This is a genomic window from Pseudomonas sp. FP198 (assembly GCF_030687895.1).
In the GTDB taxonomy this organism is placed as follows: Bacteria; Pseudomonadota; Gammaproteobacteria; order Pseudomonadales; family Pseudomonadaceae; genus Aquipseudomonas.
On the sequence record NZ_CP117452.1, the window covers coordinates 4,541,365 to 4,566,936 of the forward strand.

Consider the following 25,572-nt stretch of genomic DNA (forward strand, 5'->3'; position numbering starts at 1 on the left):
GGTTGGAGGCCCTGCCCGTGCAAGAACTCGCGCGTGTTCAACTCAGTCAGCCTTGTCGCCACCGGCCAGGTTCTTCTTGGCACCGGTCTTGAAGTCGGTTTCATACCAGCCGGTGCCGCCGAGGCGGAAACCTGGCATGGACAGCATCTTTTTCAGCTCCGGCGCCTGGCAGGCAGGGCAATCGACCAGCGGTGCCGCGCTGATTTTTTGAATGGCTTCCATCTGATGACCACAGGAAGCACATTGATAGTCGTACATCGGCATGGGGGTTGTCTCGGCAATCAGGTTATTCACGCAAAACCCGGGCTTTGCGGCAAAGAGCGGGATTATATCCATTAAATGCGGCCTGTGCAGCCGTAAGACCGCACAGGCAGTGAGAGGGCTAGGCCTCGCGATGATCGGTGCCCATATCCTTCAGGCTGTGCACCACGCAGACAACACGCACCAGCCCGCTGAAATTGCGCACGCCGCCGTGACGCAACTGCACCTCCCGATCCACATGGGAGAGCAAGGTACTGACGGAGCAACTATTGAGCTGGGCCATATCGCCGAGAATATCCCAATAGACTTGCTCCAGGCGCAGACAGGTGGCGAACCCGTTAAGCCGGATGGAGCGGGCCAGGGGCCGGGCCAGTTGCATATCGAACCCCCTGACGAACGGGTCGATGCTGACGGACTTGAGGCGCCCGCCTGCACCGCCCCTGGGTGTATTTCCTTGAATCATACCGTTGACACTCCTTTGCCATACGAGCCTCAGTCAGGCCAACCGGCCTGTGGCTCTATGGAAGCTCAACTCGAGCGCAAGCTCCAGATGACTTTTTGCCCATCAGCGTAGGAGATGACAACAGTAGCCCGACGACGAATGACTCCGTCCTACACCGGACCGCAGGCGATGATACCGATGACGGCACCATCGCCCGATTCAGGCTTACCGCTCGTCCAGCAGCGAACGCAGCATCCAGGCGGTTTTTTCATGAACCTGCATGCGCTGGGTCAGCAGGTCGGCGGTCGGCTCGTCGCTGACCTTGTCCAATAAAGGAAAGATTCCACGGGCGGTACGTGTCACCGCTTCCTGGCCTTCGACCAGTTGCCGGATCATGTCCTCGGCGCCAGGCACGCCCTCCTCCTCCTTGATGGAAGACAGGCGCGCATACACTGAGTAGGCACCCGGCGCCGGAAAGCCCAGGGCACGGATTCGCTCGGCGATCAGGTCCACCGCCAGCGCCAGCTCGTTGTACTGCTCCTCGAACATCAAGTGCAGGGTCCGGAACATCGGCCCGGTGACGTTCCAATGGAAATTGTGGGTCTTGAGGTAAAGCACGTAGGTGTCCGACAACAGGCGCGAAAGCCCGTCGACGATGGACTTGCGATCTTCTTCGCTGATACCGATATCAATTGCCATGTGTTTGATCTCCTGACGGTGATGAATTCGACAGCGGCCATTGCACTCTAGCGGGTGTCGCCATCTGTAGCCTGCGACTAATCGCCAGCCCTCCTGAACCGACAAGCCGGGATGGCGGAGGGTTCCGGCGCAGCGGAAAATTCAAGCTCCTTTGCCGACCCTCTCCAAGCGCCCCGCCGGCGCTTTTCGGCCGACGAACAGCGTGTCACGGGCCCGTAACGAGTTTGAGAAGGCCGGGGCTTTGCTGTTAAATAGGCAGTGTGTCGCTACGCCTATTTTTCCGGCGTCGTGCATAGGCTGATTCGGGTACGTGTTCCTACGCCTCTCATTGTTCTGAAGCGAACCGCCCCCGACCAGCTCTTCCTTGTGATCTGTCTTAACCGTGAGCCAATCAAAATGTTGAAAATCGTCCACTTGCTAATGGGCGCAGCTGCCCTGCTGCTGTCCTTCATCCCTAGCCTGGGTTCCGAAGCCACACCTTACCTGCAACATCCCGACGCGTTGTACCTGGCCTTTTTCGGCCTGCTCAACCTGACCCTGGCACCCGTCATCCCTTACTGGAACAAAGGTCCACGTCATCAACTGCAAAACCTTGTCAGCGCCCTGCTGGTGCTGGCCGTCGCCTTGCAAACCCTGACCCTGCTGGCGCCCATGCCGGAAATCGGCGGCCAACCCGCCATTCTTTCCAGCCTGGCCGCCGCGTTGCTCGCTGTGTTGCTGCACCTGGCCGTCAGCTTCTACAAGAAGTCGTCGCCGACCGCCGCACCGCAGAACTACGACATGTCCAACCGTGATACCGGTACCGTGAAGTGGTTCAACACCTCGAAGGGGTTCGGTTTCATCTCCCGCGACTCCGGCGATGACATTTTTGTGCATTTCCGGGCCATTCGTGGCGAAGGCCATCGCGTCCTGGTCGAAGGCCAGCGCGTGGAGTTTTCCGTCATGCACCGTGACAAAGGCCTGCAGGCCGAAGATGTGATCGCCGCGCTGCCGCGCCGCTGATCCAGGCGTAAAAAAACCGCGATGCAGCCAGGCTGCTCGCGGTTTTTTATTGCCTGCCGTTCGGCCCCGGTCAGTAATGCGGTGGCGGCGCTTCTTCCTCAAAGGACTCGAACTGGCCGGCCATTTCCTCCTGGCGCTTGAGCAACGCCGCCATCTGCAGCTGCAGACGCTCGACGACTCGCTGCTGCTCCACCAGCACGTCGTTCAACGCCTGGATGGTGTCGTCCTGAAACGCCAGGCGGCTTTCAAGGTCGGTTACACGCTCTTCAAGGTTCATGGTTCAGCCCTCCAGGAACTTGAAATCATCGGTCAGGACCGCTCGCAAGCGTTCACGAATGACGCTCACCTGCTCGGCAGCATAAGGCTGTGCCGGAAGTTTGCCCCACACCGGCGCAGGCCATGCGGCATCCTCTCGCTTGCGCACGATCACATGCATGTGCAATTGACTGACAACGTTACCCAAGGTTGCAACATTCAATTTGTCGGCATCGAACGAGTCCTTGAGGGTTTCAGCCAGTGCCGTGGTTTCTTTCCACAACTGTTGTTGATCGGCGTCATCCAATTGAAACAATTCACTGATATTTTCCCGGCGCGGCACGAGGATGAACCACGGGTAATTGGAATCATTGGACAACAGCAAACGGCACAGCGGGAAATCGCCGATAGGCAATGTGTCTTGTTGCAGTCGTGGATCTAGGGCAAACACCGCGCGTACTCCTCGCTCATTAATCGATTGCGATCGAGCTGGCAGCCCGCAGGCCCGCCCGAGCACAGGAGGCCAGCATACCTGTGAATGCCGGAACGTTCACTGCGCACCGTCTTTGCGCACCAATACCGCGCACCGGTACTTTAACGGCGCACCTCGAGCTGGGCAGACACCAGCCCTGTGCGGTTTTCGTACAGCTGAAAGATTTTTTGCACCAAAACAGCACAATGCGTCTACGCTCTGTGCACGAAGCATCCGCGTTTTACCCACCGAAGGGGTGAACCGGTAACGTTTTTGGTTGTCCGGCGCGGTTTACCCGCTTCAAACATGGCAGCTGTCCAGCAGTCAACCCCATTTAAAACAAGGCCTTTGGAGCCCGGTTTCATGAGGTTTCACCGCAACCGCAGCTAAAATGTGAAAAAAATGTAAAAGAAAACCGGATTTGTGCATGCTTGTTGCATTCATCCCAACATCGTCTACCGGGTAGCGTCGGAAGCGAAACCTGCAGGCTCGAAAATTAAAGTGGCAAGGCTGCCCTCAGGAGCATCAAGCGTAATAATCAGGGACTCTTTACACCGATGGCGGACCCAATAGAACAACTCTGAAGTTGTCAGTTCGGACGCCTCGGTTCAGCTGAAATGCGACATGGATCGAGCCATTGGCGACATGGTCGTAAAGAAGCTGAAAGGTTGAATGGGCAAGTGTCGCCAAAGAATGTCGGCGTGATATAAGTTTGCGCCGATACAAAAAGAAAGAGCCGCCCAGATAAAAAAACAGGTGGGACGGCAGTACTCTTAAAACCAAAGGAGCAAATCACGATGCGCGTGATGAAGTGGAGCATGATCGCACTGGCCGTTGCTGCAGCAGCCAGTACTCAAATGGCTACGGCCGCACCTTTCGTAAGTGACCAGTCTGAAGCCAAAGGCTTTGTTGAAGACGCCAAGTTCGATTTGCTGCTGCGCAACTATTACTTCAACCGTGATAGGAAAGATGGCGCTACCGATCAGAAAGACTGGACCCAAGGCATCTGGGGCAACCTCAGCTCCGGCTACACCCAAGGCACCGTAGGCGTCGGCGTAGATGCATTCGGTTACCTGGCTTTGAAACTGGACGGCGGTGACGGCACTGGCGGCACCGGCAACATGAGCCGCGACGCCGATGGCGAAGTCAACGACAGCCAGGGCAAAGCCGGCGCAGCCATCAAGTTCCGCGTATCCAAGACCGAGCTGAAAATCGGTGACATGCAGCCAAGCACCGCGCCAGTGTTCGCGATTGGCGGCTCCCGTGTCCTGCCTCAGACTGCCAGCGGTTTCCAGCTGCAGAGCAGCGAAGTCAAAGACCTTGACCTCGAAGCCGGTCACTTCTACTCGGGTACCAGCCAGGACCGTAACGCACGTGATGGCGGCCTGTGGGCTACCTACGCTGGCGTGGAAGCCAGCTCCATCGACTACGCAGGCGGCAAATATGCCATCAGCGAAAACCTGAGCGCATCGGTCTACGGCGCCCAGCTGGAAGATATCTGGAACCAGTACTACGGCAACCTGAACTACACCATCCCAATGGGTGGCGATCAGTCGCTGAACCTGGACGGTAACATCTACCGTACCACCGACACTGGCAGCGCCAAGGCCGGTGACATCAGCAACACCACCTTCTCCCTGGCAGCGGCGTTCTCGTTCCTGAAAGCGCACACCGTTACTGTTGCCTTCCAGAAGGTCAACGGCGACACCCCGTTCGACTACATCGGTGTAGGTACCAACAACCGTGGTGGCGACTCGATCTTCCTCGCCAACTCTATCCAATACTCCGACTTCAACGCGCCTAACGAGAAATCTGCCCAGATCCGTTACGACATCAAGATGGCTGAGTACGGTGTTCCTGGTCTGAGCTTCATGACCCGTTACGTCAAAGGTTGGGACATCGACGGTACCAACACTCCTGCAGGCAGCCCTTACGCTGGTCTGTACGGTGAAGACGGCAAGCACAACGAAACCAACTTCGAAGCCAAGTACGTTGTTCAGTCTGGCCCGGCAAAAGATCTTTCCTTCCGTGTTCGTCAAGCCTGGCACTACGCTAACGCTGACGAAGGTGAAGGCGACATCAAAGAGTTCCGCCTGATCGTCGACTACCCGATTTCGGTTCTGTAATTGCCGAAAGTCAGTTTGCGGTAATCAAAAAAAGACCCATCTTCGGATGGGTCTTTTTTATTGCGCTGAAGCTTGACCGGAAAATCAAATCGATCAGGCCGATGCAGACTCCTGAACCACCCGGATCACCCGCTGTGGAAACGGAATATCGATACCGGCATCTTTCAAGCGGTCGCGCGCCTGTTCATTGAGCATGAACATCACGTTCCAGTAGTCCGCCGTCTTCACCCAGATGCGCAGCGAAACAGTGATCGAGCTGTCGCCCAAGGTGGAAATCACCGCCTCAGGTGCAGGATCGGTCAACACACGTTCATCCTTGGCCAATTCCAGTAACACTTCCCGAGCCTTTTGCAGGTCAGCCTGGTAATCCACGCCCACGTCGAACACCACTTTGCGGGTCGGCTGGCGATTGGTGTTGGTAATGATGCCGTTCGACAGGTTGCCGTTGGGCACGATGACCGTCTTGTTGTCACCGGTACGCAGGACTGTGTGGAAGATCTGGATGCTGTCGACCGTTCCGGCTACGCCTTGGGCCTCGATCCAGTCACCGATGCGAAACGGACGAAACAGCAGGATCAGCACGCCGCCGGCGAAGTTCGCCAGGCTGCCTTGCAAAGCCAGGCCAATCGCCAGGCCAGCCGCACCGATGGCCGCAACGAAGGATGTGGTTTCCACACCGATCATCGAGGCGACGCTGACGATCAGCAGGATCTTCAGAATGATGTTTGCCAGGGTACTGATAAACCCTTGCAGCGCGAGGTCGGCGTTACGCAGGGCCAGCAGCGCCCCAAGCTTCTGGGTGACCTTGTTGATCAGCCACCAGCCGATGGCCAGGGTGACAATTGCCAGCAACACGCGGCTGCCGTACTCCATGATCATCGGTATCCAGGCCTGGGAGGCCTTGACCAGGTGGTCTACTTCAGCGTTCAAGTCCATCTAATTCTCCTTTGTTCCTGTTGTACGCGGCATTTGTGGCGAGGGAGCTTGCTCCCGCTTGGGGGCGCAGCACCCACCAAAGGGGCCGCTACGCAGCCCAGCGGGAGCAAGCTCCCTCGCCACAGTGTTTCCCTATAACCGAGGGGTCAGTCGCGGAAGTTGTTGAACTGCAGCGGCATGCCGAATTCCTTGCCCCGCAGCGCGGCGATGGCTTCTTGCAGGTCGTCACGCTTCTTGCCGGTGACGCGCACCTGCTCGCCCTGGATGGCGGCCTGGACCTTGAGCTTGGCGTCCTTGATATGAGCGACGATTTTCTTGGCCAGTTCCTTGTCGATGCCTTCCTTGAGCACGGCTTCCTGCTTCATCAGCTTGCCGGAGGCGTAGGCGTCCTTGACTTCAAGGCATTGCACGTCGATCTTGCGCTTGACCAGCGCCAGCTTGAGGATCTCGATCATCGCCTCGAGCTGGAAATCGGCCTCGGCGGTCAGGTTGACGGTCAGGTCCTTTTCCTTGAACTCGAAACTGCCCTTGCCCTTGAGGTCATACCGACGGTCGAGTTCCTTGACGGCGTTTTCAACGGCGTTGGTGACTTCGTGCTTGTCCAGTTCGGATACCACGTCGAATGACGGCATGTAGTGTTCTCCAAATAAAAAGGCGCGCTCATGACAAAGGCGCGCACTTGGCTTGTGGTTGAAATCGGGCTCATTATAACGGGTCTTTTCCCGTCGTTACCGCGAGCGCCTCAGATGCCTGCGCCAAACCGAGTAAAAAACTGATGTCCACCACCTGGCACGTCCTGGGCGCCGGCAGCCTCGGCACCTTGTGGGCGACGCGCCTGGCCCGGGCCGGCCTGCCGGTGCGGCTGGTGTTGCGCAATGAACAGCGGCTGCAGGCTTACCGGGAGGCCGGAGGGCTGACGCTGGTGGAACAAGGCCAGGCGCAGTGTTACCCGGTGCCAGGCGAAACCGCGCAGGGCCTCGAACCGATAAAACGCTTGCTGCTGGCCTGCAAGGCCTATGACGCGGAGGCGGCCGTGGCCTCGGTCGCCCATCGCCTGGATGGCGAGAGCGAACTGATCCTGCTGCAGAACGGCCTCGGCAGCCAGGACGCCGTGGCGAACCGCATCCCCCAGGCCCGCTGTATCAGCGCCTCCAGCACCGAAGGGGCGTTTCGCGACGGTGACTGGCGCGTGGTGTTCGCCGGCCACGGCTACACCTGGCTGGGCGACCCCGCCCAGCCGGTGGCGCCGGTCTGGCTGGATGACCTGGGCATGGCCGGCATTCCCCACGAGTGGAGCGCCGACATCCTCACCCGCCTCTGGCGCAAACTGGCGCTCAACTGTGCAATCAACCCGTTGACGGTACTGCATCAATGCAAGAACGGTGGCTTGCAGGAACACCACTGCGAAGTGGCGACCTTGTGCGCGGAGCTCGCCGATCTGCTCGAACGCTGCGGCCAGCCGGCGGCGGCCGAGGATTTACAGTCGGAGGTGGAACGGGTAATCCAGGCCACAGCCGCCAACTATTCCTCCATGTACCAGGACGTTGCCAACCGACGGCGTACCGAAATCAGCTATCTGCTCGGCCATGCCTGCGCCGTCGCGCGGCGCCATGACGTTGCTGTGCCCCATCTCGAACAGATGCGCCAGCGCCTGATTGCCCACTTGGACAACCTCGGATTGCCCAGCGACTGAGCAGCGGCTACGCTGGCCCTCGTGTTCCCTTTCAGCGACGAGTCAGATGCCATTGCGCCAGCGCCTCGAAAATCTCCCGGTCGGCCAGAAACTGCTGGCGGCCCTGTTGGTATTGTTGACCACGGTTCTGCTGGTGGCCAACCTGACCTTCATCAGCGCGGCCTATTACATTTCCCAGGAAAGCATGGCGCCCCAGGCCTTGCAGACCATCGGCCGACTGGTAGCCAACCCGAGTCTGATCTCCGATGCGTTGCAATCGCCGCAAAGCGCCAAGCGCCTGCTCGATGAGCTCAACAGCTATGCGCCCCTGCGGGCAGCGGCACTGTATGACGGCGACGGCGAACGCCTGGCCCAGTTGCAGCAGGGCGAGAAGCTCAAGTTGCCGGACCATTTCCGTCATATGCAGGCCTGGCAGGCCGGGGAGTTTCGTAGCAACCAGGTCATTACCCTGCCCCGTCCCGGTACGGCGCCCGGCCATCTCCTGCTGGTCGCCAGCAGCGAACTGCCCACCGCCTTCTACACCGGTACCCTGACCGCCAGCCTGGGCATCCTGATTTTCAGCGTGCTGCTGTGGCTGGTCATTGCCCAGCAGATCAAGCGGCTGATCACCCAGCCGATCCATCAGCTCGAAGAGTTATCGCGCCAGGTCACCCGCGAAGAAAACTATTCCCTGCGCGCCGCCCGGGGCAACCACGACGAAATCGGCAGCCTGGCCGAGGCGTTCAACACCATGCTGTCGCGGATCGAAGCCCGGGAGCAGCAGCTCAAGCGCGCCCGCGACGATTCCCAGGCAGCTTATGACCAGGCCCAGGGCCTGGCGGAAGAAACCCGCCACACCAACCGCAAGCTGGAGTTGGAAGTCCAGGTGCGCAGCAAGATCGAGAAAAAACTCACCGGCTTCCAGAACTACCTCAACAGCATCATCGACTCCATGCCGTCGGCGCTGATAGCCCTCGACGAGCAGCTCTATGTCACGCAATGGAACCAGGAGGCCAGCGCGCTTTCCGGCACCCGGCTGGACGAGGCGCTGAACCAGCCGATTTTCCTCGCCTTCGAGCCGCTCAAGCCGTACCTGCCGCAGCTCAAGCAGACGGTCGAACAACACACGGTCGCCAAGATCGAGCGCGTCACCTGGACCAAGGACGATGAAGCCCGGCACTACGCCCTGACCTTCTATCCGCTGATGGGCGGCGCCGGGCGCGGCGTGGTGATCCGCATCGATGACATCACCCAGCGCCTGTCGCTGGAGGAAATGATGGTGCAATCGGAAAAAATGCTCTCGGTAGGCGGCCTCGCGGCGGGCATGGCCCATGAGATCAACAATCCGCTGGGGGCGATCCTGCACAACGTGCAGAATATCCGCCGACGCCTGTCTGCGGAATTGCCGAAGAACCTTGAGCAGGCCGAGCAGTTGGGGATCGATTTACCGGTGATCAACCGCTACCTGGAAAGCCGGGAGATCCCGCAGTTGCTCGATGGCATCCAGCAGGCCGGCGCCCGGGCAGCGAAAATCGTCACCCACATGCTCAGCTTCAGCCGCCGTAGCACAAGGCAGATGGCGCCTTGCGACCTGCCGGCACTGATCGACCAGGCCGTGGAGATTGCCGGTAACGACTTCGACCTGGCGATCGGTTTCGACTTCAAGGGCCAGGCGATCATCCGCCAGTTCGACCCGAACCTCGGCCCGGTGCCAGGCACCGCCAACGAACTGGAGCAGGTATTGCTCAACCTGTTGAAAAACGCCGCCCAGGCCATCCATCAACGCCAGGACGACAGCGAGCCCGGCCGTATCATCCTGCGTACACGGCTGAATCCGCCGTGGGCGGAAATCCAGGTCGAGGACAACGGCATCGGCATGAGCGAGAACGTGCGCAAGCGTACCTTCGAGCCATTCTTTACCACCAAGGAGATCGGCCAGGGCACCGGGCTCGGACTGTCGGTGTCGTATTTCATCATCACCAACAACCACAAGGGCCAGATGGAAGTGCAATCAGCGCCGGGCCAAGGCACTTGCTTCACCCTGCGCCTGCCGCTGGCGGGCACTTCCATGGTGGCGCAAGAACACAAGCAAGTGGAGCGCTGAATATGGGTTTTCGTCTGTCGAAGATTTACACCCGCACCGGCGACAAAGGTGAAACCGGGCTGGGCGATGGTCGCCGGGTGGCGAAGGATCATCCGCGGATCGAGGCCATCGGCGAAGTGGATACGCTGAACAGCCAATTGGGCTTGTTGCTGGCCGGGCTTGCCGCCGAAACAGAACGCTACCCGGCGTTGAAGGAAGTAACCGAGGTGCTGACGCCTTGTCAGCATCGGCTGTTCGACCTCGGCGGCGAGCTGGCGATGCCGGCCTATCAGGCCCTGAACGACGCAGAAGTGGCGCGCCTGGAAGCGGCCATCGATGTGTGGAATGAAGAGTTGGGGCCGCTGGAGAATTTCATCCTGCCCGGCGGCTCGACCCTGATCGCCCAGGCCCATGTGTGTCGCAGCCTGGCCCGTAGCGCCGAGCGCCGTTGCCAGCAATTGAACGCGGTGGAACCACTGGCCGGGCCGGGGCTGGCGTATATCAATCGGTTGTCGGACCTGCTGTTCGTGGCGGCGCGGGTCATCGCCCGGCGCCAGGGTGTGGCGGAAGTGCTTTGGGAGGCGGCGGCAAAGCCTGAGAGTTGAAGCATAGGCGCCTGTCAGGGCCTCTTCGCGAGCAGGCTCGCTCCCACAGAGGTTTTGTGAACGCCGAAATCCAGTGTGGGAGCGAGCCTGCTCGCGAAGCGGCCAGCAGACACACCCACAGAATCAAGCGTCAGGCCAGAACGCCCGAATCCCCGCCACCCCTTGCGCCCCGGCTTCCCAGGCTTTCTGCCGCTGATCGGGGCCTACCCCGCCCAACAGATACACCGGTCGGTCGAACCCCTCGATCAGTCGCGCAGCCTCTTCCCACCCCAATGGCTGCGCATCGGGATGGGTCTGGGTCGGTTGCACGGGTGACAACGTCACGAAATCCACGCCCATCTGCTGAGCCAGGGAGAGTTCCTCGGCGTTGTGGCACGAGGCCGCCAACCAGCGATCGGTGCCGAACGGCCGACCCGCCGCCGCATGCTTGCGCAGTTGCGCGGCGGTGATATGCCAGCCGGCAGACGGAAAGTCACCCAACCATTCGAACGGGCCCTTGAGCATCAATTGCGCCTTGCCGGCACACAGCCCCATCGCGTCCACCGCCAGGTCACGGTATTGCGGGTCGTAACCGTTGGGGGCGCGCAGTTGCAGCAGCTTGATCCCGCCAGCGACAGCCTTTTGAATGCCACGCAGCAAGGCGGGCGTTTCAAGGCCTTCAGGGGTGATCAGGTACTCGCCCGGCAAACGGGCCGCCGCGACGATCGACTGATTGGCCGCTGGAAACTCGTAGTTCGTCAATTCACGGGCCGTCACCCAGGCGAGCGGCTGGCCTTCGGCGCCATGGGGCTCGCCGTTGAACGCCGAGACTTCCCAGACATCCAGCAACACCTGCTTGTCCGGATAATCGTGGCGCACCTTGATCAGTGGCCGGGCCGCGCTGACGACAATGCCCAACTCTTCGAGAAGCTCCCGGGCCAGGGCCGCTTCGACCGACTCATCGGCCTCGACCTTGCCCCCCGGAAATTCCCACAGGCCGCCTTGGTGCTGGGAATCGGCCCGGCGGGCAATCAGGATCCTGCCGGCGGCGTCGCGAATGACTGCCGCCGCTACATGTACGCGTTTCACCGGGCGATTTCCTCCAGGCCAGCCTGTTGCCATGCTTTGAAGGCCGGCCATTGATAAAGGGTTTCAACGTAGGCCGCGTCGACTTCCGGCAGTTCCACTTGGTAGGTGCGCAAGCGCACGGCAATCGGCGCAAAAAATACGTCGGCCAGGCTCAGGGTACCAAACAGATAGGGACCGGCTTCGGTAGCCGCCGCGCGGCACTCTGCCCACAACGCCAACATCCGCTGGATTTCCGCCTGCACATCCGCCGGCATCGGTGACAACGGCGCATCGCGGCCCAGGTCGAACGGCATGTGGGTGCGGATAGCGAAGAAGCCACTGTGCATCTGCGCACAGGCCGAACGAGCCTGGGCCCGTGCCGCTACATCCTTGGGCCAGAGACCGGCCTCGGGGAACTGCTCGGCCAGGTACTCGGCAATGGCCAGGGAGTCGGCGATCACGCCGAACTCGGTCTTGAGCAGCGGGACCTTGGCCGTGGCCGAATACTTCAGCAGTTTTTCGCGGGTGTCGGGCTGGCCGAGCCTGACCAGTTCTTCGGTGTACTTCGCGCCGGTCAACGACAGGGCCAGCGCGCCCCGCAGGGACCAGGATGAAGCTCGTTTATCGCCGATGATCAGGTGCAGGCTCATTTGGATTCCTTTCTTGTGGTTCTGGGGGTGTTTGTACTGCCGCCATCGCGAGCAAGCTCGCTCCTACACTGAATCTGCGGCGCTCACAGAATCCCTGTGGGAGCGAGCCTGCTCGCGAATGGAACGACTCGGTTTTAAGTCCGATACTCGGCGTTGATCTTGACGTACTCGTGGGACAGATCGGTGGTCCAGATCGTTTCGCTGCAATCGCCACGCCCCAGCTCGATGCGGATGGTGATTTCCTCCTGCTGCATCACCGCCGCGCCCTGCGCCTCGGTGTAGGTCGTCGCCCGGGCGCCCTGGCTGGCGATGCAGACCTCACCGAGGAATACGTCGATCTTGCTCACGTCCAGTTCAGGCACCCCGGCGCGGCCGACAGCGGCGAGAATACGACCCCAGTTCGGGTCGGAAGCAAACAGTGCGGTCTTGATCAGCGGCGAATGCGCCACGGTATAACCGACGTCCAGGCATTCCTGGTGATTATCACCACCGTTGACCTGTACGGTAACGAACTTGGTCGCGCCTTCGCCGTCGCGGACGATGGCCTGGGCCACTTCCATGCACACCTCGAACACTGCCTTCTTCAGCGCCGCGAACAGCGCACCGCTGGCTTCGGTGATCTCCGGCAGGTTGGCCTTGCCGGTGGCGATCAGCATGCAGCAGTCGTTGGTCGAGGTGTCGCCGTCGATGGTGATGCGGTTGAAGGACTTGTTGGCGCCGTCGAGCATCAGGTCCTGCAACACCTGGCGGGAGACCTTGGCGTCGGTGGCGATGTAACCGAGCATGGTCGCCATGTTCGGGCGGATCATGCCGGCGCCTTTGCTGATGCCGGTCACGGTCACGGTCACGCCGTCGTGCTGGAACTGGCGGCTCGCACCCTTGGGCAAGGTGTCGGTGGTCATGATGCCGGTGGCGGCCGCGGCCCAGTTGTTTTCCGAGAGGTCATCGAGGGCGGCTTGCAGCGCGCCTTCTATTTTTTCGACCGGCAACGGTTCGCCGATTACGCCGGTGGAGTACGGCAGCACCTGGCTGGCGTCGACACCGGTCAGTTCAGCCAGCCTGGCGCAGGTGCGCTCGGCGGCGGCCAGGCCTGGCGCGCCGGTGCCGGCGTTGGCATTGCCGGTGTTGGTCAGCAGGTAACGCACCGGCCCTTGCACGCGTTGCTTGGCCAGGATCACCGGCGCGGCGCAAAACGCATTGAGCGTGAACACGCCGGCCACCGTCGAGCCCTCGGCGCAACGCATGACCACCACATCCTTGCGCCCGGGACGCTTGATGCCCGCCGAGGCGATACCAAGTTCAAAACCGGCAACCGGGTGCAACGTTGGCAACGGACCAAGACCAACAGCCATGAATGCGCTCCTTATAAAATTATTCCAGCACCGCCTTCATCAAGACGGCGAATCAAATGGCAAAACGCCGCGACAAGAGACTCTTGTCGCGGCGCGGGTCGCTCAGCGTTGAAACGGGTTTATTGGATCTGCCCGTGGCAATGCTTGTATTTCTTGCCCGAGCCGCAATAGCACAGCTCGTTTCGGCCCAGTTTCTGCTCGTTGCGTACCGGTGCGGTGGCCAGGGCCACGTCCACATCGACGCCCTCTTCCATTGCCTGGACCACTTCCAGGCCCGGAGCTTCGGCGTGCTCGAACTGCATACGCGCGGCCAAGGCTTCGGCCTCCTGGCGCAGGCGGGCTTCTTCTTCGACCGGATCTTCGCGGCGAACCTGAACGTGGGACAGGACCCGGATCGAGTCGCGCTTGATCGAATCCAGCAGCTCGGAGAACAGCGTGTAGGACTCGCGCTTGTATTCCTGCTTCGGATTCTTCTGGGCGTAGCCACGCAGGTGGATACCGTGGCGCAGGTGATCCATGGTCGACAGATGGTCTTTCCACAGGTCGTCCAGCACCCGCAGCACGATCTGCTTCTCGAACGAGCGCAGCGCTTCGGCGCCGGCCTGGTCTTCTTTTTCGTTGTACGCGGCGATCAGTTCGGTCAGAAGTTTCTCGCGCAGGGTTTCTTCGTAGAGGTGATCGTCTTCGTCGAGCCACTGCTGGATCGGCAGCGACACGCCGAAATCACTGCGCAGGGAGGCTTCCAGGCCAGCAACGTCCCACTGCTCCGGCAGCGACTGCGGCGGAATGTGTGCGCTGACAGTGGCGTCGAGCACTTCGCGGCGGAAATCGGCGATGGTTTCGCCAATGTCGTCGGCGGCCAACAGGCTGTTGCGCATGTGATAGATCACTTTGCGCTGCTCGTTGTTGACGTCGTCGAACTCCAGCAACTGCTTGCGGATGTCGAAGTTGCGGCCCTCGACCTTGCGCTGGGCCTTCTCGATGGCGTTGGTCACCATGCGGTGCTCGATCGCCTCGCCCGGCTGCATGCCCAGGGCCTTCATGAAATTCTTCACCCGATCAGAGGCGAAGATACGCATCAGGCTGTCTTCCAGCGACAGGTAGAAGCGGCTGGAGCCAGCGTCCCCCTGGCGACCGGCACGGCCACGCAACTGGTTGTCGATACGGCGCGACTCGTGACGCTCGGACGCGATCACTTGCAGGCCACCGGACTCCAGCACCTGCTGGTGACGCTTCTGCCAGTCGGCCTTGATCTGCGCGATCTGCTCGGGGGTCGGGTTTTCCAGCGAAGCCACTTCGACTTCCCAGTTGCCGCCCAGCAAGATGTCGGTACCACGGCCGGCCATGTTGGTGGCGATGGTCAACGCACCCGGGCGACCGGCCTGGGCGATGATCTCGGCTTCCTTCTCGTGGAACTTGGCGTTGAGGACCTTGTGCTCGATACCTTCCTTGGCGAGCAAGGCGGACATGTGCTCGGAGGTCTCGATGGTGGCGGTACCCACCAGGATCGGACGGCCCTGGGCCATGCCTTCCTTGATGTCGTTGATGATCGCCGCGTATTTCTCTTCGGCGGTCAGGAACACCAGGTCGTTGTAGTCCTTGCGCGCCAGCGGCTTGTTCGGCGGAATCACCACCACTTGCAGGCCATAGATCTGGTGGAATTCGAACGCTTCGGTGTCGGCCGTACCGGTCATGCCGGACAGTTTGTTGTACAGGCGGAAGTAGTTCTGGAACGTGGTCGAGGCCAGGGTCTGGCTCTCGGCCTGGATGTTCAGGCCTTCCTTCGCTTCGATGGCCTGGTGCAGGCCTTCGGACAGGCGACGGCCCGGCATGGTGCGGCCGGTGTGTTCGTCAACCAGTACGACCTGGCCGTCCTGGACGATGTATTCGACGTTGCGATGGAACAGCTTGTGGGCACGCAGGCCGGCGTAGACGTGGGTCAGCAGGCCCAGGTTATGGGCCGAGTAGAGGCTTTCGCCTTCAGCCAGCAGGCCGACGCGGGTCAGCATCTCTTCGATGAACTGGTGACCGGATTCGTTGAGCTCGACCTGACGGGTCTTCTCGTCGACGGTGTAGTGGCCGGGCTGGGTCACTTCGCCTTCGACTTCTTCGACGTGCAGCTGGAGCTGCGGGATCAGCTTGTTGATCTCGATGTACAGCTTGGAGCTGTCTTCGGCCTGGCCGGAAATGATCAGCGGCGTACGGGCTTCGTCGATGAGGATGGAGTCGACTTCGTCGATCACGGCAAAGTTGAGTTCGCGCTGGAATTTTTCTTCCATGCTGAACGCCATGTTGTCGCGCAGGTAGTCGAAACCGAATTCGTTGTTGGTGCCGTAGGTGATGTCCGAGGCGTAGGCGGCGCGCTTCTCTTCCGGCGGCTGGAACGGCGTGACCACGCCGACCGTCAGGCCGAGGAATTCATAGAGCGGGCGCATCCAGTTGGCGTCGCGGCGGGCCAGGTAGTCGTTGACCGTCACCACGTGCACGCCCTTGCCGGACAATGCGTTGAGATACACCGCCAGGGTCGCCACCAGGGTCTTGCCCTCACCGGTGCGCATTTCGGCGATCTTGCCTTCGTGCAAGGTCATGCCGCCGATCAACTGGACGTCGAAGTGGCGCATGCCCATGACTCGCTTGCCGGCTTCACGGCAGACCGCGAAAGCTTCGGGCAGGATCTGGTCAAGGGTCTCGCCCTTGGCGATGCGGTCCTTGAATTCGGCGGTCTTGGCGCGTAACTGATCGTCCGAAAGGGCCACCATTTGCTCTTCGAAGGCATTGACGATCTGTACCGTCTTGAGCATGCGTTTGACTTCACGCTCGTTCTTGCTTCCAAAAAGTTTCTTTAACAAAGGCGCAAACATATCGGCAGGATCTTCCACACTAAAGGGATGGAGGGCGGCCCCATGAGTCGCCCGTGCAGCCCTCATGGCCGCATGCGAACGAGCATTCTACCCGGAAACGATGGAGAGGAAAGTGGCGTTATTCCACGATGCTGGCACAGCGCTGTGACGGGGCCTCCCTAAAATAAGGGCTTTTGCGTGAACTTCAACCCACAAAACGCAGAAGTTAATCATTGATTATGCGAGTAAAAGCCGCCGGGCGGCAGGGCTCGGGCGTATCCGGCGCTTTCTGCTACCATGGCGCCTTTGTCACTTGCGGTAATCAACCATGGCCTTTCGCCCTCTTCCAGCCAAGGCGCCCGCCGTTCTGCTGCGCGAAGCCAAGCCGCTGAAAGCCATCTTCGGCCACGCCAGACGCCTGGGGCACTTGCAACGCCTGCTCGACAGCCAGCTACAGCCCGCTGCGCGCGAGCATTGTCACGTAGCGTCCTGGCGCGAAGGCAGTTTGTTGCTGATCGTCACCGATGGTCATTGGGCCACGCGCCTGCGCTACCAGCAAAAGCGCCTGCTGCGCCAATTGCAGGCATTCGAGGAGTTCGCCAATCTGACGCGAATCCTGTTCAAGGTCCAGCCACCCACGGTGCAAGTCGGCGCCAAGGGTCATACGCTGGATCTGTCCACCGACGCCGCCGCCACCATCCAGGCCACGGCCGATGGCATCAGCGACCCCAACCTGCGGGCAGCGCTGGAGCGATTGGCGGCGCATGCGCGGCCCAAGGATTGAGATTTTTTTCGCCTGTTGAATAGCCTTCGCGAGCAGGCTCGCTCCCACAGTGAATCTACGCAGTGCACAAAACAGAGGTCACACAAAAGATCTCCTGTGGGAGCGAGCTTGCTCGCGATGGCAGCGACTCGGTCTCGATTGACTACCGCCGCTTGCTGCCCCCCAACAATGATCCCATCAACCCGCGCACCAACTGCCGGCCCAACTGATTGGCCGCCTGGCGCATCGCCGATTTCAGCGCCTGGCCGGCCGCGGTGCCGAGAAATTCCCCGGCCTTTTCGGTGAAGCTCGGCTCCTCGGCCGCCGGTTTGCCTGGCGCGGCTTCCGCCTGCGGCTCCAGCCCCTTGCGCCCCATCAGCACTTCATAGGCCGACTCGCGGTCGATGGGTTTGTCATAACGCCCCTGCAACGGTGAGCTGGCGATCAGCCCGGCACGCTCAGCCGCGGTCAACGGCCCGATGCGCGACTGCGGCGGCGCCACCAGCACACGCTGGACTATTTCCGGCGTGCCTTTTTCCTGCAAGGTGCCGACCAGCGCTTCACCGATGCCCAGCTCGGTCAGCACCGCCAGGGCATCGAATTGCGGATTCGGTCGAAAACCGTCCGCCACCGCCCGCAGGGATTTCTGCTCCTTGGCGGTGAACGCCCGCAGGCCATGCTGGATGCGCAACCCCAGCTGCGCGAGCACGTCGTCCGGCAGATCGCCCGGCGACTGGGTGACGAAATACACCCCGACGCCCTTGGAGCGGATCAGCCGTACCACTTGTTCCAGGCGCTCTTGCAATGCCTTGGGCGTGCCGGCGAACAACAGATGTGCCTCATCGAAAAACAACGCCAGCAAGGGTTTGTCCGCATCGCCGCGCTCGGGCAGTTGCTCGAACAGCTCGGCCAGCAGCCACAGCAGGAACGTCGCGTAGACTTTCGGCGCTTCATGGACCAGACGACTGGCGTCCAGCAGATGAATGCGGCCACGGCCGTCACTGGCCGGTTGCAGGATGTCTTCAAGCTGCAACGCCGGTTCGCCGAACAAGGCATCCGCGCCCTGCTGCTCCAGGGTCGACAGTCGGCGCATCAAGGCCTGGCTGGAACCGGTGGTCATCAGGGCCGCGTCGTCCCCGAGCAATTCAGGGTTGTCCTTAAGGTGATTGAGCAGCGCCTTCAGGTCCTTGAGGTCGAGCAGCAACAGGCCCTCGCGGTCGGCGACCTTGAACGCCGCGTACAACGCCGCTTGCTGGCTGTCCGTCAGCTCCAGCAGGCTGCCGAGCAACAACGGGCCCATTTCACTCAACGTCGTGCGCAGCGGATGACCGGACTGGCCGTGGATATCCCACAAGGTCACTGGATAGGCCTGGGGCTTGTGGCCGAGCCAGGGCATGCCGGCGATGCGCTCGGCGATCTTGCCTTGAGGATTGCCGGCGGCGCCGAGGCCGCACAGGTCACCCTTGATGTCCGCCGCGAACACCGCCACGCCGGCATCGCTGAACATCTCGGCCAGGCGCTGCAAGGTGACGGTCTTGCCGGTGCCGGTGGCGCCCGCCACCAGCCCATGACGATTGGCCAGGCGCATGGCCTGGGCGACAGGTTGGCCGGCCAGGTCGGCCCCGATAACAAGTTGCGATGAATCAGGCATTTGGTCACCTGTGGGTTTGCGGTATGACGCCATTTTGCGCGCTTATATAAAAGCATGCCCAGTGCAATAAGGCCCGAGCGGCAGAATAATAGCCTGCAACCAGCATTGGTCCCTTCGCGAGCAGGCTCGCTCCCACACTTTGGGCCTATGTTGAGGACAGAACCCTGTGGGAGCGAGCCTGCTCGCGAAGAGTGCCCGACAACGCATTCCTTTACGGCACCCAACCCCAACCGAACATCTATTCTTACCAAGGGTCAACAAGGGGAGAACACAGACCGGAGGGATGTTCATCGTGCATATAGCGGACATAACCATGTTCTACGCCCCCGCCAGCGGAGGTGTACGCACTTATCTGGATGCCAAGCACCGGCGCCTGGGCAATCGGCCGGGTATTCGCCACAGCCTGCTGATCCCCGGCGCGCATTTGAGCGAGCAGGATGGGATCTACAAGGTTCCCGCCCCTCCGCTGCCCTTTGGCAAGGGCTACCGCTTCCCGCTGCGCCTGGCCCCTTGGCGTAATGTCCTGCGCGACTTGCAGCCCGACCTGATCGAGGTCGGCGACCCTTACCTCACCGCCTGGGCCGCCCTGGATGCCCGGCGACAGCTGGACGTGCCCGTGATCGGCTTTTATCACTCCGACCTGCCGTTGCTGGTAAGCAACCGCATGGGTAGCTGGTTCACGCCCAATATCGAAGCCTATGTCAGCAAACTGTATGGCAACTTCGACCGGGTGCTCGCGCCGAGCCAGGTCATGGCCGACAAACTCACCGGGCTTGGAGTCAGAAATGTCTACGTGCAGCCGTTGGGGGTAGACCTGCAGACCTTCAATCCCGCCGCTCGCGACCCGGAACTGCGGGCCGAACTGGGCATCGCCGAGGATGCGCGCCTGCTGATTTTCGCCGGTCGCGGCTCCAAGGAAAAAAACCTGCCGGTGTTGCTCAAATGCATGAAACGCCTGGGCGAACGCTATCACCTGCTGCTGGTGGGCTCTTCGATGCCTGCCGTGGTGCCGGACAACGTCACGGTGATCGACGAATTCTGCCCGGCTCCGCAGGTCGCCCGACTGATGGCCAGCGCCGACGCGCTGCTGCACGCAGGCGACCAGGAAACCTTCGGCCTGGTCATCCTCGAAGCGATGGCCAGCGGCATCCCGGTGGTAGCGGTCGCGGCAGGCGCCTTCAATGAAATCGTCCATGAGGACTGTGGCCTGCTGTGCGCGCCCGACAATCCACAGGCGATGGCCAATGCCGTTCGGCAACTGTTCGCCGAAGGCTGTCAGCAACGCGGCGCAAAGGCACGCCGGCATGTAGAACGTCATTACGCCTGGGATTCGGTGGTCAACAGTTTGTTGGGCCACTATTACAGCGTGCTCGGCGCAGAAATGCCGCTGCTGGCCAATGGTTGAGTCGAGGCCCATGTCGATGACCGCTCAATCCAGCCTGCTGCTGGTGCTGCACGATGTCGCACCGCAAACCTGGCCCGACTACCAGCCCTTCGTCGAAGCCGTCGACGCCCTCGGCCAGGTGCCGATGACCTGGCTGGTGGTGCCGGACTTCCACCATGCCAACGCGCTCGACGAGCATCCCGGCTTCCGGCGCATGCTCGACAGCCGGGTCGAACGCGGCGATGAACTGGTGCTGCACGGTTATTACCACTGTGATGACGGTCCGCCGGCGCGCCATCCCAAGGACTGGTTCATGCGCCGGGTCTACACCCATGAAGGGGAGTTTTACGGTCTGTCCGAGGAAGCGGCCCTCGCCCGCCTTCGCGCCGGCATCGAAATCTTTCAGCGCTACCAGTGGCCGCTGGAAGGCTTCGTCGCGCCGGCCTGGCTGATGAGCGAAGGCACACGCCAGGCCTTGCGCCAGTTGCCGTTGAGTTATACCAGCGACACCCAGCACCTCTACCGCTTGCCGGAGTTCACCCCGATCGATGCCCCGGGACTGGTCTGGAGCGCCCGCAGCGCCTGGCGTCGAGGCCTGTCGAAAGTCATCAGCGATCGGCGTGAACAGCGCTGGCGCCAGGCACCGGTCATTCGCCTGGGCCTGCACCCGGTAGACATGCGCCACGGATTTTCCCGCGACTACTGGCTGCGAACCCTGGAGCGCCTGCTTGAAGACGGGCGCGTACCGATGACCAAGATCGACTGGCTGGCGTCACTGCGCCAGCCAGTCAGCAGTGCCGCATGAAACGGCTGGTCTGGTTAGGCGCCGCCCTGTTGATTGCGGTATTGGTCCCGATGCTCGTGGGCGGCGGGGAAATGTGGTCGCGGCTGCAGCGCTTTCCGCTGTCTTTGCTACTGGTCATGCTCGGCATGATCGTACTCTGCTGGGGCCTCAACTCGGTGCGCCTGCGCTTGCTGCTCGGTGAACACCGTGGGCGCATAGGCGGGTTGAAAAGCATTGGCGTGGTGATGTCCACCGAGTTCGCGATGTGCGCGACGCCCGGCGGCAGTGGCGGGCCGCTGACGCTGATGGCGCTGCTCGCGCGCAACGGCGTGCGCCCCGCCCATGGCAGCGCGGTGTTCGCCATGGATCAGCTGAGCGACCTGCTGTTTTTTCTTTGCGCCTTGTTGGGCATCCTCTTTTACGCGCTCTTCCAGAATCTCAGCCAGCGCATGGAATGGATGCTGGCGCTGAGCGCGGTTTCACTGTTCGGCGGGCTCTTCTGCTGCGCGCTGGTGGCCCGCTACCATCGTCGGCTGATTCTCCTGGGCGCGCGGCTGTTGCGGCATTTGCGCGTGAAGCCGGTGACCCGTCGACGCTGGGGACGCAAGATCCTGAATTTCCTCGCGGCATTTACCGACACTCTGAAATTGCCACGCCAGACGCTGTTCCAGGTGTTCGTCCTGACCTGCCTGCATTGGGGCCTGCGCTACAGCGTGCTGTACCTGGCCTTGAAAGGACTCGGCGCGGATCTGCAATGGGCCTGGAGTTTCCTGATCCAGATGCTCTCCCTCAGCGCCGGGCAGTTCAGCCTGTTGCCGGGCGGCGCCGGAGCGGCGGAGTTGACCTCGGCGGCGTTGCTGGCACCGATGGTGGGCAAATCCACCGCGGCGGCAGCGATCCTGATCTGGCGGGCGGTGACGTATTACTTCTATCTGCTGGCCGGAGGACCGGTGTTCTTCATGATGGTCGGGCGACCTTTGATCAAGAAGCTGATGAAGCTGCGGCAGGCCTGACAGGTCAGCCCTTGGACTCGGGGTCGTCCTGAGGCTGCTTGTGCATTTCTTCCCACAGCTGGGCGGCGTCGGGAAATTCGCTGCCGTCTTCCGGGCCCAGCGCTTCGGGATCGTAGCGACTCAGGCAACCCTCGCCCACGGTTGCCGGCGCTCTGGCGGTGGCTTTGTCCAAGGGATCGGTCATGGTTTGAGTGCTCCTCAAGATTCGTGGCGAGGGAGCTTGCTCCCGCTCGGCTGCGCAGCAGTCGTCAAGCTTGGAGCCGCTTCGCGCCTCAGCGGGAGCAAGCTCCCTCGCCACAGGAAATCAGAAGACTACAAATCAGAAGACCACGGTCTTGTTGCCGTGCACCAGTACGCGGTCTTCCAAGTGATAGCGCAAGCCGCGCGCCAGGACCATTTTTTCCACGTCGCGGCCGAAGCGCACCATGTCTTCAATGCTGTCGCTGTGGCTGACACGGACCACGTCCTGCTCGATGATCGGGCCGGCGTCCAGCTCTTCGGTCACGTAGTGGCACGTGGCGCCGATCAGCTTCACACCGCGCATCGAGGCCTGGTGGTAAGGCTTGGCACCGACGAACGACGGCAGGAAACTGTGATGGATGTTGATGACTTTATGCGCGTATTCGCTGCACAGCGACGGCGGCAGGATCTGCATGTAGCGGGCCAGTACCACCACCTCGGCATCGTGCTGCTTGACCAGCCGCGAGACCTCGGCGAACGCCGGGTGCTTGTCCTGCGGGTTGACCGGTACGTGGTAATACGGGATGCCGTGCCATTCCACCATGCTGCGTAAGTCGTCATGGTTGGAAATGACACAGGCGATGTCGCAATCGAGCTCATCGCTGTGCCAGCGGTGCAACAGATCAGCCAGGCAGTGGGACTCACGACTGGCCATCAGCACTACGCGCTTTTTCTGCGCGGTATCGGTGATACGCCAGTCCATCGAAAACTCTTCGGCAATCGGGGCGAATGCCTCGCGGAAGGCTTCGATGCCGAAGGGCAGCGAGTCGGCGCGTATCTCGTGACGCATGAAAAACCAGCCACTCTGATTGTCCGAATGGTGGCTTGCTTCAGTGATCCAGCCGTTATGGGACGCCAGAAAGTTACTGACTTTAGCAACGATACCGACGCGGTCCGGGCAAGCGATCACTAGCCGAAAAGTGCGCATTAGGGGAACTCCAGAACTTCGCAAAGGCGGCCATTCTAGCCATTGCGCAGCAAAACTGCAGTATCCATCACACATCGCGCCCAGCAGTGGCTGACCGGGACTGCCCAATGCCTGCGTGGCAAGCTATATCTGTGAACAGATGTGAAGACTGCATCACATTATTTATTTCGCCGCGCTCACTCTGAGCCAGCGCACTATTAATTAAATAAACACGGCTTAAATGTTTACTTGATGAAACTGTCTGATTACTATTAGCCCACTGTCTCCTTGTCACCAGCGTCCTACATAAGGTAGTCCCCATGTCCCTGATCACCGAATACAACGCTACAAAACAAGCCATTGAAGAACTGCAACAACGTTTGGCCGACCTGTCCAAAGACGACAAACTGCAAAAAGAACTGGAATTCGAAGGCAAACTGCGCACGCTGATGGGTGAATACTCCAAATCCCTGCGCGATATCATTGCCTTGTTGGATCCAGAATCCAAGTCGAGCAAAGCCCCGCGTGGCGCTGTGAAAACTACCGGCACCAAGCGCGCTCGCAAAGTTAAGCAATACAAGAACCCGCATAACGGTGAAGTCATCGAAACCAAAGGTGGCAACCACAAGACTCTGAAAGAGTGGAAAGCCAAGTGGGGCGGCGACGTGGTTGAAGGCTGGGCGACCCTGCTGGGCTAAGCTCCGGCGGTTCGAAGCGTTCTCGACGCAGAAAAAACGCCAGCGATTGCTGGCGTTTTTTTTGCCTGTCCACTTCTGATTTATTTCCTTACATGGCAGCGCGGCGACTCAAAGGCTTAAACGTTTGCGCAATTGCTGGCTATAGCCCTGCCATTGAGTCAGCACCTCTTGCTGCATTGGGCTGGAAAGCGCCAGCCACTGCGTCATCGCCTCATCAAAACTTTCCAGGGTATTAGGCGCACCCCACTCCGGTGATTTCAGTCGCTGCTGGCAAAATAGTTTCCAGCGTGCCTGCTCTTCGCTGCTCAAGGTGTCGGGGAAGTTACGGGCCCGGTATCGGAATAATAATTCCGGCAGGCGCTCATCATCGAAATGCCAACGTTCCCCCGCCAACTGGTCGGGATCCGCCTGGCGCACTTGTTCGCACAAACGCCGATCACGATCACCCATGAATCCGGCGTACAACTGTTGTTCGGGGTCCTCGCTCGCAGTGAAATCCTCGCGACCATAAATCGCCTGGAGTTTATCCTGCCAGACTTGCTGTGCGTCACTTAGCCGCAGCGCCCGCCGCCGATAACCCTCCATGTCCAGTTGCAGGCGTTGCTGGTCCTCGTCGCGCAGGACTGACAGCGGCGCGACCACCGGGCACTTGTTGATATGAATAAGCTTGAGGGGTACGGGCAATTCTCCTTCCAGCAACTCTTCACGGCGGGTATACAAGCGTTGGCGCAGGATTTCGGCGTCATGGTCCAGCAGCCCTTGAGGATCCAGATGCAGGTCGCAGACGATCAGGGCGTTGCGGTTCTTCGGATGCCAGGCCAGCGGCAGGACCACGCCGATGTAGTTTCGCGCCGCCGAGAAGCGCCCGGAGATGTGCACCATGGGCTGTAGCAGGCGGACCTGGTCCATCACTTTCTGTTTAGTGCGCAACTGGAACAGCCAGTCGTAAAGCCGGGGCTGTTTCTGACGGATCAACCGGGCCAGGGCAATCGTCGCACGCACATCCGACAGCGCATCATGGGCCTGGCCATGGTCGATGCCATTGGCGGCGGTCAGGCGTTCGAGCTTGAGGGTGACGCGCCCCTCCTCCTGCGGCCAGACAATCCCATCGGGGCGCAACGCATAGGCGGCCCGCACCAGGTCAATCAGGTCCCAGCGACTGTTGCCGCCCTGCCATTCCCGTGCGTACGGGTCGAAGAAATTCCGGTAAAGGCTGTAGCGGGTCATCTCGTCATCGAAGCGCAGCGTGTTGTAGCCAGCGCCACAGGTCCCGGGCGCGGCCAGTTGTGCGTGGACGCGGGTCATGAAATCGGCCTCGCTCAAGCCTTTTTCCGCCAGGCATGCCGGTGTGATCCCGGTGATCGCGCATGCGGCCGGATGGGGCAGGATGTCATCGCTGGGCCGGCAGTACAGGTTCACCGGTTCATCGATTTCATTGAGTTCGAAATCGGTACGTATCCCGGCCACCTGCAAGGGGCGGTCACAACGCGGATTGATGCCGGTGGTTTCGTAGTCGTACCAGAAAATGGAGGTCACGGGTGGTTCCTGTGCTGAGGACTGGCGAAGTCTAGGCGCTGCAACCGGCCGGCGGCCAGCGCTGCTGTAACTTTTGCATACCAGGGAGGCGCAAGCCTGCGCCCTCCCGCAAGATCCCTGTTGTTTACATGAAGCGTGAAATGACCCACAGAGT

Annotated in this window: 25 protein-coding genes; 10 read left to right on the forward strand and 15 right to left on the reverse strand. The window is 60.9% G+C overall.

Going from position 1 to position 25,572, the window contains the following annotated elements; all coding sequences use genetic code 11:
- Positions 1 to 42 precede the first annotated feature (42 nt).
- The 3 genes from PSH78_RS20720 to PSH78_RS20730 all read right to left on the reverse strand — a co-directional run bounded on the left by PSH78_RS20720 (position 43) and on the right by PSH78_RS20730 (position 1,402).
- Entirely contained in the window at positions 43 to 264 is a 222-nt protein-coding gene (locus tag PSH78_RS20720; RefSeq protein ID WP_003178589.1) for an FmdB family zinc ribbon protein, read from the reverse strand.
- 118 nt (positions 265 to 382) lie between these two features.
- Positions 383 to 724 (reverse strand): ribbon-helix-helix domain-containing protein, encoded by a 342-nt coding sequence (locus PSH78_RS20725; protein ID WP_305496407.1) that lies wholly within the window; start codon positions 722 to 724, stop codon positions 383 to 385.
- A gap of 204 nt (positions 725 to 928) precedes the next feature.
- Positions 929 to 1,402: a Dps family protein gene (locus PSH78_RS20730; RefSeq protein ID WP_305496408.1), complete on the reverse strand. Its 474-nt coding sequence runs from the start codon at positions 1,400 to 1,402 to the stop codon at positions 929 to 931.
- Between the two features lie 396 nt (positions 1,403 to 1,798).
- On the opposite strand from PSH78_RS20730, the gene PSH78_RS20735 reads away from it, so the two are divergent.
- A complete protein-coding gene (locus tag PSH78_RS20735) occupies positions 1,799 to 2,404 on the forward strand; it encodes a cold-shock protein (RefSeq protein ID WP_305496409.1) in 606 nt (201 codons plus the stop codon).
- 70 nt (positions 2,405 to 2,474) lie between these two features.
- On the opposite strand, the gene PSH78_RS20740 is transcribed toward PSH78_RS20735, so the two are convergent.
- Together PSH78_RS20740 and PSH78_RS20745 are read right to left on the reverse strand one after the other, a co-directional pair.
- Positions 2,475 to 2,681 (reverse strand): SlyX family protein, encoded by a 207-nt coding sequence (locus tag PSH78_RS20740; RefSeq protein WP_217861372.1) that lies wholly within the window; start codon positions 2,679 to 2,681, stop codon positions 2,475 to 2,477.
- A gap of 3 nt (positions 2,682 to 2,684) precedes the next feature.
- Positions 2,685 to 3,110, reverse strand: a complete 426-nt coding sequence (locus PSH78_RS20745; protein WP_305496411.1) for an HIT domain-containing protein — start codon at positions 3,108 to 3,110, stop codon at positions 2,685 to 2,687.
- A gap of 818 nt (positions 3,111 to 3,928) precedes the next feature.
- On the opposite strand from PSH78_RS20745, the gene PSH78_RS20750 reads away from it, so the two are divergent.
- Positions 3,929 to 5,257, forward strand: coding sequence for an OprD family porin (locus PSH78_RS20750; protein WP_305496413.1), 1,329 nt, complete (start codon positions 3,929 to 3,931; stop codon positions 5,255 to 5,257).
- Positions 5,258 to 5,350: 93 nt separating this feature from the next.
- Here the strand turns inward: PSH78_RS20750 and PSH78_RS20755 are convergent, their stop codons facing one another.
- Entirely contained in the window at positions 5,351 to 6,193 is an 843-nt protein-coding gene (locus tag PSH78_RS20755) for a mechanosensitive ion channel family protein (RefSeq protein WP_305496415.1), read from the reverse strand.
- Between the two features lie 146 nt (positions 6,194 to 6,339).
- Positions 6,340 to 6,825 (reverse strand): YajQ family cyclic di-GMP-binding protein, encoded by a 486-nt coding sequence (locus tag PSH78_RS20760; protein ID WP_003205057.1) that lies wholly within the window; start codon positions 6,823 to 6,825, stop codon positions 6,340 to 6,342.
- A 143-nt stretch (positions 6,826 to 6,968) separates the two neighbouring features.
- Here PSH78_RS20760 and PSH78_RS20765 point away from each other — a divergent pair, with 143 nt between their 5' ends.
- Genes PSH78_RS20765 through PSH78_RS20775 form a run of 3 tightly spaced genes read left to right on the forward strand, consistent with a single transcriptional unit; the run spans position 6,969 to position 10,553 of the window.
- Positions 6,969 to 7,886: a putative 2-dehydropantoate 2-reductase gene (locus PSH78_RS20765; RefSeq protein ID WP_305496417.1), complete on the forward strand. Its 918-nt coding sequence runs from the start codon at positions 6,969 to 6,971 to the stop codon at positions 7,884 to 7,886.
- Positions 7,887 to 7,932: 46 nt separating this feature from the next.
- Positions 7,933 to 9,969, forward strand: coding sequence for an ATP-binding protein (locus PSH78_RS20770; protein WP_305496419.1), 2,037 nt, complete (start codon positions 7,933 to 7,935; stop codon positions 9,967 to 9,969).
- 2 nt (positions 9,970 to 9,971) lie between these two features.
- Complete coding sequence (locus tag PSH78_RS20775; protein WP_305496422.1) at positions 9,972 to 10,553, forward strand: cob(I)yrinic acid a,c-diamide adenosyltransferase; 582 nt, start codon at positions 9,972 to 9,974, stop codon at positions 10,551 to 10,553.
- Between the two features lie 123 nt (positions 10,554 to 10,676).
- Here the strand turns inward: PSH78_RS20775 and PSH78_RS20780 are convergent, their stop codons facing one another.
- The 4 genes from PSH78_RS20780 to secA form a co-directional block, all read right to left on the reverse strand.
- The gene (locus PSH78_RS20780) at positions 10,677 to 11,621 is read right to left on the reverse strand and encodes a Nudix family hydrolase (RefSeq protein ID WP_305496424.1); all 945 of its coding nucleotides are present in this window, start codon (positions 11,619 to 11,621) and stop codon (positions 10,677 to 10,679) included.
- Positions 11,618 to 12,250 carry a glutathione S-transferase family protein gene (locus tag PSH78_RS20785; protein ID WP_305496425.1) on the reverse strand — a complete coding sequence of 211 codons (633 nt, stop codon included), beginning with the start codon at positions 12,248 to 12,250 and terminating at the stop codon, positions 11,618 to 11,620. Before PSH78_RS20785 ends, PSH78_RS20780 begins: the two co-directional genes overlap by 4 nt.
- Before the next feature lie 134 nt (positions 12,251 to 12,384).
- The gene (gene argJ / locus PSH78_RS20790; protein ID WP_305496427.1) at positions 12,385 to 13,602 is read right to left on the reverse strand and encodes a bifunctional glutamate N-acetyltransferase/amino-acid acetyltransferase ArgJ; all 1,218 of its coding nucleotides are present in this window, start codon (positions 13,600 to 13,602) and stop codon (positions 12,385 to 12,387) included.
- 119 nt (positions 13,603 to 13,721) lie between these two features.
- On the reverse strand, positions 13,722 to 16,463 hold the full coding sequence (gene secA / locus PSH78_RS20795; RefSeq protein WP_305496429.1) for a preprotein translocase subunit SecA: 2,742 nt from the start codon (positions 16,461 to 16,463) through the stop codon (positions 13,722 to 13,724).
- A gap of 307 nt (positions 16,464 to 16,770) precedes the next feature.
- On the opposite strand from secA, the gene PSH78_RS20800 reads away from it, so the two are divergent.
- A complete protein-coding gene (locus PSH78_RS20800) occupies positions 16,771 to 17,226 on the forward strand; it encodes a DUF721 domain-containing protein (protein ID WP_053124648.1) in 456 nt (151 codons plus the stop codon).
- Between the two features lie 142 nt (positions 17,227 to 17,368).
- Here the strand turns inward: PSH78_RS20800 and PSH78_RS20805 are convergent, their stop codons facing one another.
- A complete protein-coding gene (locus PSH78_RS20805) occupies positions 17,369 to 18,856 on the reverse strand; it encodes a helicase HerA-like domain-containing protein (protein WP_305496433.1) in 1,488 nt (495 codons plus the stop codon).
- Between the two features lie 283 nt (positions 18,857 to 19,139).
- Between PSH78_RS20805 and PSH78_RS20810 the strand changes: the two genes are divergently transcribed.
- The 3 genes from PSH78_RS20810 to PSH78_RS20820 are packed head-to-tail and all read left to right on the forward strand — an operon-like array spanning position 19,140 to position 22,037.
- On the forward strand, positions 19,140 to 20,261 hold the full coding sequence (locus tag PSH78_RS20810; RefSeq protein WP_305496435.1) for a glycosyltransferase family 1 protein: 1,122 nt from the start codon (positions 19,140 to 19,142) through the stop codon (positions 20,259 to 20,261).
- A gap of 10 nt (positions 20,262 to 20,271) precedes the next feature.
- Positions 20,272 to 21,045, forward strand: a complete 774-nt coding sequence (locus tag PSH78_RS20815) for a DUF2334 domain-containing protein (RefSeq protein ID WP_370870991.1) — start codon at positions 20,272 to 20,274, stop codon at positions 21,043 to 21,045.
- Complete coding sequence (locus tag PSH78_RS20820) at positions 21,042 to 22,037, forward strand: lysylphosphatidylglycerol synthase transmembrane domain-containing protein (protein ID WP_305496440.1); 996 nt, start codon at positions 21,042 to 21,044, stop codon at positions 22,035 to 22,037. Before PSH78_RS20815 ends, PSH78_RS20820 begins: the two co-directional genes overlap by 4 nt.
- 4 nt (positions 22,038 to 22,041) lie before the next feature.
- On the opposite strand, the gene PSH78_RS20825 is transcribed toward PSH78_RS20820, so the two are convergent.
- A complete protein-coding gene (locus tag PSH78_RS20825) occupies positions 22,042 to 22,221 on the reverse strand; it encodes a hypothetical protein (protein ID WP_305496441.1) in 180 nt (59 codons plus the stop codon).
- Positions 22,222 to 22,356: 135 nt separating this feature from the next.
- Positions 22,357 to 23,205: a formyltetrahydrofolate deformylase gene (gene purU / locus PSH78_RS20830; RefSeq protein ID WP_305496443.1), complete on the reverse strand. Its 849-nt coding sequence runs from the start codon at positions 23,203 to 23,205 to the stop codon at positions 22,357 to 22,359.
- 299 nt (positions 23,206 to 23,504) lie between these two features.
- Here purU and mvaT point away from each other — a divergent pair, with 299 nt between their 5' ends.
- A complete protein-coding gene (mvaT, locus tag PSH78_RS20835) occupies positions 23,505 to 23,882 on the forward strand; it encodes a histone-like nucleoid-structuring protein MvaT (RefSeq protein ID WP_305496444.1) in 378 nt (125 codons plus the stop codon).
- A 108-nt stretch (positions 23,883 to 23,990) separates the two neighbouring features.
- Here the strand turns inward: mvaT and sbcB are convergent, their stop codons facing one another.
- Entirely contained in the window at positions 23,991 to 25,418 is a 1,428-nt protein-coding gene (gene sbcB, locus PSH78_RS20840; RefSeq protein WP_305496446.1) for an exodeoxyribonuclease I, read from the reverse strand.
- Positions 25,419 to 25,572 lie beyond the last annotated feature (154 nt).

Excerpts from the sequence above, each read along its gene's own strand:
- PSH78_RS20720 (WP_003178589.1), bottom strand. The coding sequence starts at position 264 with ATGCCGATGTACGACTATCAATGTGCTTCCTGTGGTCATCAGATGGAA.
- PSH78_RS20725 (WP_305496407.1), bottom strand. The coding sequence starts at position 724 with ATGATTCAAGGAAATACACCCAGGGGCGGTGCAGGCGGGCGCCTCAAG.
- PSH78_RS20730 (WP_305496408.1), bottom strand. The coding sequence starts at position 1,402 with ATGGCAATTGATATCGGTATCAGCGAAGAAGATCGCAAGTCCATCGTC.
- PSH78_RS20735 (WP_305496409.1), top strand. The coding sequence starts at position 1,799 with ATGTTGAAAATCGTCCACTTGCTAATGGGCGCAGCTGCCCTGCTGCTG.
- PSH78_RS20740 (WP_217861372.1), bottom strand. The coding sequence starts at position 2,681 with ATGAACCTTGAAGAGCGTGTAACCGACCTTGAAAGCCGCCTGGCGTTT.
- PSH78_RS20750 (WP_305496413.1), top strand. The coding sequence starts at position 3,929 with ATGCGCGTGATGAAGTGGAGCATGATCGCACTGGCCGTTGCTGCAGCA.
- PSH78_RS20755 (WP_305496415.1), bottom strand. The coding sequence starts at position 6,193 with ATGGACTTGAACGCTGAAGTAGACCACCTGGTCAAGGCCTCCCAGGCC.
- PSH78_RS20760 (WP_003205057.1), bottom strand. The coding sequence starts at position 6,825 with ATGCCGTCATTCGACGTGGTATCCGAACTGGACAAGCACGAAGTCACC.
- PSH78_RS20765 (WP_305496417.1), top strand. The coding sequence starts at position 6,969 with ATGTCCACCACCTGGCACGTCCTGGGCGCCGGCAGCCTCGGCACCTTG.
- PSH78_RS20770 (WP_305496419.1), top strand. The coding sequence starts at position 7,933 with ATGCCATTGCGCCAGCGCCTCGAAAATCTCCCGGTCGGCCAGAAACTG.
- PSH78_RS20775 (WP_305496422.1), top strand. The coding sequence starts at position 9,972 with ATGGGTTTTCGTCTGTCGAAGATTTACACCCGCACCGGCGACAAAGGT.
- PSH78_RS20785 (WP_305496425.1), bottom strand. The coding sequence starts at position 12,250 with ATGAGCCTGCACCTGATCATCGGCGATAAACGAGCTTCATCCTGGTCC.
- argJ (WP_305496427.1), bottom strand. The coding sequence starts at position 13,602 with ATGGCTGTTGGTCTTGGTCCGTTGCCAACGTTGCACCCGGTTGCCGGT.
- secA (WP_305496429.1), bottom strand. The coding sequence starts at position 16,463 with ATGTTTGCGCCTTTGTTAAAGAAACTTTTTGGAAGCAAGAACGAGCGT.
- PSH78_RS20800 (WP_053124648.1), top strand. The coding sequence starts at position 16,771 with ATGGCCTTTCGCCCTCTTCCAGCCAAGGCGCCCGCCGTTCTGCTGCGC.
- PSH78_RS20805 (WP_305496433.1), bottom strand. The coding sequence starts at position 18,856 with ATGCCTGATTCATCGCAACTTGTTATCGGGGCCGACCTGGCCGGCCAA.
- PSH78_RS20810 (WP_305496435.1), top strand. The coding sequence starts at position 19,140 with ATGTTCATCGTGCATATAGCGGACATAACCATGTTCTACGCCCCCGCC.
- PSH78_RS20815 (WP_370870991.1), top strand. The coding sequence starts at position 20,272 with ATGTCGATGACCGCTCAATCCAGCCTGCTGCTGGTGCTGCACGATGTC.
- PSH78_RS20820 (WP_305496440.1), top strand. The coding sequence starts at position 21,042 with ATGAAACGGCTGGTCTGGTTAGGCGCCGCCCTGTTGATTGCGGTATTG.
- PSH78_RS20825 (WP_305496441.1), bottom strand. The coding sequence starts at position 22,221 with ATGACCGATCCCTTGGACAAAGCCACCGCCAGAGCGCCGGCAACCGTG.
- purU (WP_305496443.1), bottom strand. The coding sequence starts at position 23,205 with ATGCGCACTTTTCGGCTAGTGATCGCTTGCCCGGACCGCGTCGGTATC.
- mvaT (WP_305496444.1), top strand. The coding sequence starts at position 23,505 with ATGTCCCTGATCACCGAATACAACGCTACAAAACAAGCCATTGAAGAA.